The sequence below is a fragment of the Bacillus sp. S10(2024) genome, assembly GCF_050473865.1.
Classification (GTDB): domain Bacteria; phylum Bacillota; class Bacilli; order Bacillales; family Bacillaceae_G; genus Bacillus_A.
On record NZ_JBFLUR010000005.1, the window covers coordinates 1 to 9,739 of the forward strand.

Consider the following 9,739-nt stretch of genomic DNA (forward strand, 5'->3'; position numbering starts at 1 on the left):
GCTGGTACAGTAGATATCGACTTGAAAAATGATGCAATCGGTAACGATGCAAACGGCAACCCAATTTACTTTAATGAAATTTGGCCAACAGCGGCAGAAATCGAAGAAGTTGTACAAAATGTTGTAACATCTGAACTATTTAAGAAAGAATATGCACAAGTATTTAACAGCAACGAACGTTGGAACGAAATCCAAACTTCAAACGAAGCGTTATATACTTGGGATAATGACTCAACATATATCCAAAACCCACCGTTCTTTGAAGGATTATCTAAAGAACCAGGTGAAGTAGAAGCACTTTCAGGACTACGCGTTGTTGGTAAATTTGGTGATTCTGTAACAACAGACCACATTTCACCAGCAGGATCTATCGGTAAAAACACACCAGCAGGCCGTTACTTATTAGAAAATGGCGTACAGCCAGTTGACTTCAACTCTTACGGTTCTCGCCGTGGTAACCATGAAGTTATGATGCGTGGTACATTTGCGAACATCCGCATTAAAAACCAAATCGCACCTGGCACAGAAGGTGGATTCACAACATACTGGCCAACAGGCGAAGTGACATCTATCTATGATGCAGCAATGAAATACAAACAAGACGGCACAGGTCTTCTTGTAATCGCTGGTAAAGACTACGGTATGGGAAGCTCACGTGACTGGGCTGCAAAAGGTACAAACCTTTTAGGCATCAAAGCAGTTATCGCAGAAAGCTTCGAGCGTATCCACCGCAGTAACCTAGTATTAATGGGCGTATTACCATTACAATTTAAAGATGGTGAAAGCTCAGAAACATTAGGTCTTACTGGTCAAGAGTCATTTGAAATTCAAATCGATAAAACAGTAAAACCACGCGACCTTGTAACAGTAGTTGCAACTGACCTTGATGGAAACAAAAAACAATTTGAAGTTGTAGCACGCTTCGACAGCGAAGTAGAAATCGACTACTACCGTCACGGCGGTATCTTACAAATGGTTCTTCGTGAGAAATTAGAAGAGTCTAAGGTTTCTAACTAAGTTTAGATTTCAATAATTTTAAATGAACAATAGTTTAGTAGTTTCTAGATTAGTATAAATATTTACACTGTATGAAAAAGGGAAGCTAACGAAAGTTATCTTCTCTTTTTTTATAATTGCGAATCGGCTCGGTATCGTTAAAAAGATTTTTGACATAAAGGAAATAAAACAATCGGTAATTTTTGTTGTTATATTATAAAAGTTTCGGAGGGAACAATGATGAAAGGAAATAAAAAAGAGCTACAAATAAACGACAAATCGATTCGTTATACACATTTCGAAATGGGTTCCAAAACGATTTGCTTTATGTTTTCAGGTTCAGGTTACAATTACGATAAACCATTGTTTTATTACGCGACAATGGCAATGCTCCAAAATAAAATTGATATTGTCCATGTCCATTACTCCTATAATGAGCAACCAACGAAAAATAATATTGAAAAGATAACAAAGATAATGATGGATGATATTAATCCTGTGATTTTAGATGTTTTAAAAAATGGACAATATGACAATTCTATTTTTTTAGGAAAATCACTCGGAACAATACCAATCGCGAATGACTTAATGAAGAGAGAAGAATTCCTAAAGTCAAAAATGATTTTATTTACTCCTCTAATAAATTTTGATTCGATCTTTGACTCAATCTTGAATAGTCAACATCAAGGGCTTTTCGTCATCGGGGATAAAGATCATTATTACAATGCAAATCAAATTGACCAATTAAGTAAATCGAATTTAAAAGTTGATGTAATTCAAAATGCAAATCATTCCTTAAATGTTGGAGAATATGAAACAACAAATTCAATTTTAGCTTTATCAAGGGTAATAGAAAAACTCCAAGAAACCGTTAGGACAAATTAGTGATAAACTGATAGGATCAAAAGTGCTAATTGCACCTCTTTTGCATTTTGTACTTCAAATTTAACCCCGTTACTATTCAAAGAGTTGCATTATTATGCTTTTAAACTTTCAGCACCTGAAGATGCAGGTTGCTGTTTTCCTGGTTTCACAAATACCATGGCTAGCATAGCAATAACGACTGCAATCGCAGCAGCAAGGAACATGGCTTGATATCCAGAAGTACACAGAGCCTAGAAATAAATTGTACTTACAACTGAATGAGTTGGTGAAAGGGTTAAATCGAATCTTACAAGGATTTAAAAATTACTACAGCTTATCTCCAATTGTTCAGAAATGGCTTAGCAAAATAGACTGGTACGTTCTAGAGAGATTCAATCTTTTCTGAAACAAGCAAAGAAATATTCGAAAGAAACATGGTCGTTTTAAGGACATGATAAAGAAAATACCATACACACTCGTGAAAGTAGGAAGCTAGAATAAACTGAAAACCAAAGAAATTTGTTTCAGTTTTCTACTCTACTCAAAACTTGGCATTTTATTTATCACCCATTGATTATTTTCATAACTGAATTCTATTTCTACATCTTTTGTTACATTTGCATACTCGTTATATGTCTCCACTTTTGCTGCTAACTTACCATCCTTTAATTGAGAAGAAGTAATCTTTATATATTTAGTTGCAGCTTTTGAACTTGGATCTCCAATAACATAGTGCATTTTTCCGTCTATTTCTTTTACATATTCACTTTGCATATATTCCGTAATAAATTGTTTTGAGAAATATGTAGACAATGTAGTTTCTAACGCTTTTTTTGTATTATATGCGGGGATGAGCAATTCCCCGTACGAAAAACGCCCCATTGATTTTGAATTCCCTGTGAATGCTCTCGTTTGGATATAGGTGAGTTCTTTTTGTGCATTTAATACTTTGTTTAACATTGCGTCATTAGGTAACGGTTTATCTTTTATTTCATTTGATTTTTTTGTCTTCAGATTTAAAATAACGCCATTATCTGTATATAGATACATATCTCCTGCTATAAAATATAAATAAGATTTAGAAGGTTCAAGAGCTTTGTTATAGATTAATTCTTCACTTCCACCATTGATTTTTCTCTTATACACACCGTCATTTTTTACATAATAAAAAGTATCCCCTGTTATGTTCATCTGTAAGACGTCCTGTATTAATAGCTTTTCTGTATTTTGCTGAACGTCTAACTCGTATATACCGTGCGTAGCTTTATGTGCTTCAAAAGGGAGCGAAAAATCTACAACAGCATATAGTTTTTCATCATGATATACCGCACTAGATATTTCTGCATACTTTTCCTTTGACCAGGTTTTGTTATTCTTGGTAACCTGTCTTCCACGATTTTTATTCCAATGTAGAATACTATCATCTATTGTTTGAGCCCAACCAGTGTATTTAGGTGTAGTTTCCTCTTCTTGTCCTGTTTTCAAATCCATTTTTATAATCCCTACAATATCAAAACCACCATGCTCCGAGTATTTTTTCGGATAAAACAAAGTTTGATCTTTTATATATACGTAACTTGTATCTGTTTTCAATGTATCGAGTTTTTTAGCTGAAATGTCATACTTCATTAAAGAAGGCAGTTCATTTGAACCTGTATTATCATTTGTCGCCATATGGATAAAATATAAAGATTGATTGCTTATATTTATATAAGAGGCATTTACATCTTTTACTAAAAGTTCTGATGTTTGAAAATAATCCTTTGTACGATAAATACCTTTTGTATTCTTACTTCCATTGACCGCATAATAAATCCAACCATCACTTTCGACCATTTTCCCTTTGTTAGAAATGTTCCCAACCGTATTTCCTCTTTTTTCAGCCTCTTTTATTTGCTGCTGTACTATTGAATCAGTTTGTGTATCCTTTTTTTCTTTCTTGACATTTGTTGTATTTGCTGTTTTGTTTTCTGCTTCACAACCAAAAAGAGAAATTGAAATGGCCATGGTTGCAATAATAACTATTGTTTTTTCATAAATGTTCCCCATTGTTTGCCTCCTTATGATATTTCAATAGAATTAAATATTGGTAGTAATTGTCTACTTGCGTTTGATTATACGTGCTTTTGTGAATAAAAACAATTTTCTGTTTATTTTCCATTTGAAGCCGATAACAAGAATTAGTTTTACAAAAGGCACAAAATGTTAAACTCAAAAAAACAGTAATTTTATGTGCATGTACTGATATCGCTGTTTTTTGTATAAATATTCAAAACATAATATATCAAAGACTGTTTTTTTCTCGTATCGATGAGATTTTCGTCCGTTGTGTTGTAGGAGGTTAAACAGACGAAGCAAAATCTTTGATAGTTCCTAGGTGTCTTTTTGTATAGTTTGGAGCAGAAGAGAAAAATAGTCTTTAATCATATACATAGTTTTATATTCACTTAGCTCTTGTTTCCTCTTTATGAGAAGTAATTTCCGCATTTGAAACATAATAGAGGACAGAGTAGAATGGCAATTAGTTCCCCATACAAACACGCTATTCTTTCCTATGATTCTATAGAAAGAATAGCGTATTTTTATTATTTTTGGGATTAATTTCTTGATTTTCATGGAAATGTATTTATAAATCCAAAATATGGTTGACATTACGCGATTACATTCGTAATATTTAATTATAGATTACAAATGTAATACGAGGGGTGGAATTCTATAAAATGAAGAAATTACCTAAAATATCGGAAGCTGAATTGGAAATCATGAAAGTTCTTTGGTCAAGGTCGCCTCAAACAGCCAATGAAGTAATTGAAGTACTTGATGAAACGATGAATTGGAAACCGAAAACGATTCGAACGCTTATTAATCGATTAGTCCAAAAAGAGGCTGTTTCTTACCATCAGGATAAAGGGCGTATGTATGCATATTATCCTTTAGTGTCGCAAGATAGTTATCTGCAAGTAGAAACCAAATCGTTCCTCAAAAGTTTCTGTGGTGCAGCATTTAAACCTTTACTTGTGAATTTCTTAAAAGAAGAAAAACTTTCTTCAGAAGATATTAACGAACTCAAACGTATTCTGGATGAGAAGACTGTGGAAAGTCAGAGGAAGGATAGAGGATGATAGATATGTTTGTAAATGTCTATCTACCTCGATTTTTTGATTGGGTGATAGAAACATCAATTATGGCAAGTATATTAGTCGGATTAATCTTATGTGTCAAAATCTTGCTTAGAAACAAGATAACTCCGCGATGGCAGTACATGTTATGGATGATTTTAATTGTAAGACTTCTATTACCATGGTTACCAGATAGTTCCTATAGTATTTATTCTCTTCTTTCATATAGCTCTGGCGTGTCTGAGATTTTTCAAAAGGATACTACTCCAGCTATACAACAAAAAAGCGTGTCAGAAGATAAAGCGAATCATTCAGTAGCTACAAAAGGAGATAATTACAAATCTAACTCCGTAAATGCAATGAAAGAGAGTGACCAAATAGATAGTAATAAAAAGAAAGAAGATACTACATTTTCCGTTTATAAAGTTACGTTATATATTTGGCTTTTTGGAGTTGCTATTCTAGCGACAATAACTTGTATTACGAATAGACGATTATATTCTTACATAAAAAAGCAATCCAATATTACGGATGAAAAAATTGTTGGGATTTTTGAAAACTGTAAACAATCTATGGGAATTAAAAAGCAAATTCCATTACGGTTGGCTGGGAAAATCTCAAGTCCGACTGTTTTTGGGCTTTTTCGCCCGAGAGTATTATTATCAAGCAGACATATGAAAGTATTGAATGAGCAACAACTACAATATATTTTTTACCATGAGCTATCTCATCTGAAACGAAGAGATATAGCTGTAAATTGGGTTTTGTATAGTTTAATCATCTTAAATTGGTTTAATCCGATTCTTTGGTATGCCTATTCATGTATGCGAGAAGATCAAGAACTAGCCTGTGATGCATTTGCGCTCACCTTTATAGAATCAGAGGAACAAATTGCATATGGACATACAATTATTACTCTTTTAGAACATTATTCAAGTTATTATCAAGCACCGAATCTAGCCAATTTAAGTAGAAATAAACGAACGCTAAAGAGGAGAATTCTTATGATTAAGAAATTCCAAAAGAAATCATATCGCTGGTCTGTGCTTGGAATTATTGCAATAGTTGCTGTTGCATCTATTTCTTTATTCAATGCACCTGTAATAGAAGGAGATCAAAGGCAGAAGGGACAAACGATAGAAAAAAGTCAGAAATCTAAAGATGCTTTCCAAAATGCTGTAGACAGGCTATTTGGTACAGAAGAAAATGCGAGAAAAGAGTGGGGTTTCTCAAAAAGAACATATGAAAGTCGAACGGACTTTTTATACCATGCTGAAAAGGCTTTAACAAAAGAAGAATTTGAGAAGTATGTGCAGTTATATAAAGAGATATTACATATTGAGAAAAAAGGATTAATTAAAGTAAACATGCCTGAAAAATTCCAAGGGAATATAAAAGAGGTTAAAGAAGAGCGTTTAAGCGTAGAAAATCGTGAAAAATTAAATGAACTTCGTAATAAATCTAAACTTTATGAGGATAAGGTAGGGAAGTATCTAACATATACAGTTGAAGAAGCGCAGCAACATGTGGATTTCCAAATTAAGAAGCCAGCTTATACAATTGAAGGATACACCCTCAAGGACGAAAAGGTGGGTTATTACCTTAAAAGAAAACCAGAATTAGTTATTAAATTAGAATATGCGAACGGAAAAGGAAATTATACAATTTCTCAATCACAAGTATTCGGAGAAAGTAAAGATCCGTTCCATCATTTGTTTGTAGTAGAAGAAAACATTGAACAATACGAATTAGAAGGCAATCAAGTATTCTACTCTACTCATAACTCACATAGTAATTTACAAGGTATGAAGATGATTGTTCCTGCAAAAGGGAAAAATAGTGCGTATCAAATTGTCATTATTAATCATAGTTTAGACAATCCAGGGGAAGCAGTGTTCGATAGGAATGTAAATAAAGTGGAACTGGAAAAAATAATGCTTTCAATGCTGAAATAATAAAGAGGTGTTTTGAAGGTTTATATCTTTAGAACACCTTTTAGTTATATTAAGCCTAAATACTAGGAGGAAAAGAAATGCGTTCAAACAAATATAACACCTTAGCATTACTTTGTATGATGTTGTTTTTTATTACTTGGGCATTAATATTTTTATATGGGAATTATAACTATTCTGCTGATGATGCGGGCAGTAATTTTACTCCTGCTGAGATGAGAATATCGATTGTACTTGATATTTTACAGATGGTATTCCTTGTGATGTCTTTTGTATTCGGATTGATTGCATATTATGTTTCAGAGGACAATGGAGGATATGCAGGAATATGTATCTTAACATCTCTCGTCTTGTTTATAGTTTCAGGGTTTTATGATGTTGTAATAGTTTACATATTAGTAACTGATCCAATACATTGGAAGCTTTTTTTCATGTAATTATTAAACAAGAAGTGCTGGTGAAAGATAATATCTCTTTCTAAATAGGATAGCGCCATAGGCCCATCAACTTAAGAAAAATAAACGCCCCAAAACGAAAAAAAATGAGCTGACTTCTCAAAGTAACTACCTGTAGAGAAAGAAAATTTTCGTTTAGGGGGTACTTCAAAACCTTAGCTTGTTGGCATGGTGATGGTGTATCACCATGTTCATAAGAAGGGGAACCACCGTGATCTCCTACAGATTTATTACTTATAACACCAAAACCACCAGGATCTTTTACAGATTTATTACTGATAATACCACCGTCACCTATATTGGTGTCACCTTTGTTTAATGTTGTAACATTAAAAGCTATAATTCCAATTAGCACTAATCCTGTAACCGTTAATCTAAGCTTTTTCATCATTTTAACGCCCTTTTACTGATAACCTTTTTCTTGCTTCATTACTCATATAAAAATATTTACTAGCCTTCATATGATTTTCTTCTGCATAAAATTTATTGGCTAGTCGTTCTGCATATTCTTCAATACAATTCCATAATTCTTCTTTTTTAAAGTATGAAACTCCTGCTGATACAGCGTTTTTCAATTCTGTAGTGATAGATGTATTGTTCATCTTTTCTAAAATTTTAAAGCGATATTGATATTCTTTATTTTTTAAATCATTACAAATAGTTAAACCTTTTTCAATGAGTTGAGATGCAATTTCTAAGTTACCTAATTTTGAAATTTTATCAGCACCTTTTGTTCCTGCCACTAATTGAACAGTTGCTAGCTCGACTTGGGCCTCTACATTTCCAAAACATTTAGCTCTGCTATTCCAATCTCCGTTTACAACATCTTGATTCCACGAATCAGAAATAGCTTGTTTTACAGCATCGAATGTTTCGTCTAGGTGAGAAATGGCATACATAGCAGTATGATGTTTTTTCGTCCCTCAATTTTTAGGAGTCCTTTTTTATTAAAGCTGTTGGGTTTGAGCCACTGGGTTATTGGCAATAGAACAAGAACAGAGATAAGCAAAAAAGGGGCTTTCTCTCCCTTGTGGGAAGTCGCTATTTTTTATACAACAATTGTTGTGCTAACATCAATTTGATGTAGGTATGGTTTTGGTTGTCCAAATTTGGATAGTGGATTAAACTAATGTTCAGTGTCCGAAAGGGTTTGGAGTTGTATTTTTTTAAGTAATGAGATTGCTTGAAAATATTGATATAACAGCCTTTTTGACACCTATTTCCTTCTGTTATATATAGACCTTGATAGACATAATGATGTACTATATTGAATGAAAAATACATGAAGGAAGGACATAAAATGGGGAATTTATTATTGATGATGATTGAACGCGTTGGTTTAATCGTCATTTTAGGATATTTACTTTCGCATATTAAGGTGTTCCGTTGGCTACTGTATAAGCAAGAAGGCTATAAGGGAAGCTTTATGTTAATTGGCATATTTTCATTATTTACAATTGTAAGCAACTACACAGGGATTGAGATTTCTGGTAATACGATTTTGAATGACAACTGGCTACGGGGCGTCTCTTCTTCTAGTACGATTGCGAATACGCGTATTATGGGAATTGGGATTAGCGGGTTACTTGGAGGTCCAATTGTTGGAATAGGAGTAGGATTTATATCTGGTATTCATCGTTATGTGCTCGGGGGAACGACTGCATTAAGCTGTGTGCACTCTCTTCTATTTTAGCTGGTATTGTGACAGGTTATATTGGCTATTTATATCAAAAATGGAATCGCGTTATAACCCCAAAGTTTTCTTCAGTGCTTAGCATCTGTATGGTATCGCTGGAAATGCTTATGATTCTTTTCATAATCGATGACGGCTTGGAGCATTGTGAAAACTATTGCAATCCCAATGATTATTGTAAATGGTTTTGGAAGTTATATTCTATTGTCAATGATTCAGTCCATTATACGACAAGAAGAGCATACGAAGGCATTACAAACGCATAAAGTATTGCTCATTGCTGATAAAACGCTTCCGTATTTTCGCCAAGGGTTAACGGAAGAATCATGTACGCATGTGGCACAAATTATCCATCGCTTTACAGGAACAGATGCAGTATCTTTAACAGATACAGAAAAAATATTAGCACATGTTGGAGTAGGATCTGATCATCATATTCCTTCCCATAGCTTAATTACTGAATTGTCCAAAGAGGTGTTAAAGGGCGGAGAGATTATGAAAGCAAAGTCGCGCGAGGAGATTAATTGTCCGCATGAAGGGTGTTCATTACAAGCGGCAATCGTGATTCCGCTCACATCTCATGGAAAGACCATTGGTACGTTAAAGCTTTATTTTAAAAATCCGAATTCATTAAGCCCCGTTGAGGAAGAGCTGGCAGAA

The 9,739-nt window shown here is 33.7% G+C and carries 7 protein-coding genes and 4 pseudogenes; 7 read left to right on the forward strand and 4 right to left on the reverse strand.

From position 1 onward, the window contains the following. The 3 genes and pseudogenes from AB1280_RS24305 to AB1280_RS24315 all read left to right on the forward strand — a co-directional run. Positions 1–1,017 (forward strand): annotated as a pseudogene (locus AB1280_RS24305) (aconitate hydratase); the annotation flags it as partial. A 219-nt stretch (positions 1,018–1,236) separates the two neighbouring features. Beyond that, positions 1,237–1,881: an alpha/beta family hydrolase gene (locus AB1280_RS24310; RefSeq protein ID WP_272191251.1), complete on the forward strand. Its 645-nt coding sequence runs from the start codon at positions 1,237–1,239 to the stop codon at positions 1,879–1,881. Between the two features lie 241 nt (positions 1,882–2,122). Continuing rightward, positions 2,123–2,266, forward strand: a complete 144-nt coding sequence (locus tag AB1280_RS24315) for a group II intron maturase-specific domain-containing protein (protein WP_272191199.1) — start codon at positions 2,123–2,125, stop codon at positions 2,264–2,266. 131 nt (positions 2,267–2,397) lie between these two features. On the opposite strand, the gene AB1280_RS24320 is transcribed toward AB1280_RS24315, so the two are convergent. Together AB1280_RS24320 and AB1280_RS24325 are read right to left on the reverse strand one after the other, a co-directional pair. Beyond that, a complete protein-coding gene (locus tag AB1280_RS24320; RefSeq protein WP_429754923.1) occupies positions 2,398–3,909 on the reverse strand; it encodes a DUF5050 domain-containing protein in 1,512 nt (503 codons plus the stop codon). 162 nt (positions 3,910–4,071) lie between these two features. Further along, positions 4,072–4,412: pseudogene (locus AB1280_RS24325) on the reverse strand (IS4 family transposase); the annotation flags it as partial. Positions 4,413–4,580: 168 nt separating this feature from the next. Here AB1280_RS24325 and AB1280_RS24330 point away from each other — a divergent pair. From AB1280_RS24330 to AB1280_RS24340, 3 genes are all read left to right on the forward strand, one after another. Next, positions 4,581–4,982 carry a BlaI/MecI/CopY family transcriptional regulator gene (locus AB1280_RS24330; RefSeq protein ID WP_429754924.1) on the forward strand — a complete coding sequence of 134 codons (402 nt, stop codon included), beginning with the start codon at positions 4,581–4,583 and terminating at the stop codon, positions 4,980–4,982. Then, positions 4,979–6,934 carry a M56 family metallopeptidase gene (locus tag AB1280_RS24335; protein ID WP_429754925.1) on the forward strand — a complete coding sequence of 652 codons (1,956 nt, stop codon included), beginning with the start codon at positions 4,979–4,981 and terminating at the stop codon, positions 6,932–6,934. The genes AB1280_RS24330 and AB1280_RS24335 overlap by 4 nt, the downstream gene beginning before the upstream one ends. A gap of 77 nt (positions 6,935–7,011) precedes the next feature. Continuing rightward, the gene (locus AB1280_RS24340; RefSeq protein WP_429754926.1) at positions 7,012–7,368 is read left to right on the forward strand and encodes a hypothetical protein; all 357 of its coding nucleotides are present in this window, start codon (positions 7,012–7,014) and stop codon (positions 7,366–7,368) included. A 40-nt stretch (positions 7,369–7,408) separates the two neighbouring features. Here the strand turns inward: AB1280_RS24340 and AB1280_RS24345 are convergent, their stop codons facing one another. Together AB1280_RS24345 and AB1280_RS24350 are read right to left on the reverse strand one after the other, a co-directional pair. Continuing rightward, positions 7,409–7,774, reverse strand: coding sequence for a hypothetical protein (locus AB1280_RS24345; protein ID WP_429754927.1), 366 nt, complete (start codon positions 7,772–7,774; stop codon positions 7,409–7,411). 4 nt (positions 7,775–7,778) lie between these two features. After that, positions 7,779–8,111: pseudogene (locus tag AB1280_RS24350) on the reverse strand (hypothetical protein); the annotation flags it as partial. Positions 8,112–8,686: 575 nt separating this feature from the next. On the opposite strand from AB1280_RS24350, the pseudogene AB1280_RS24355 reads away from it, so the two are divergent. Beyond that, positions 8,687–9,739, forward strand: a pseudogene (locus AB1280_RS24355) (LytS/YhcK type 5TM receptor domain-containing protein); the annotation flags it as partial.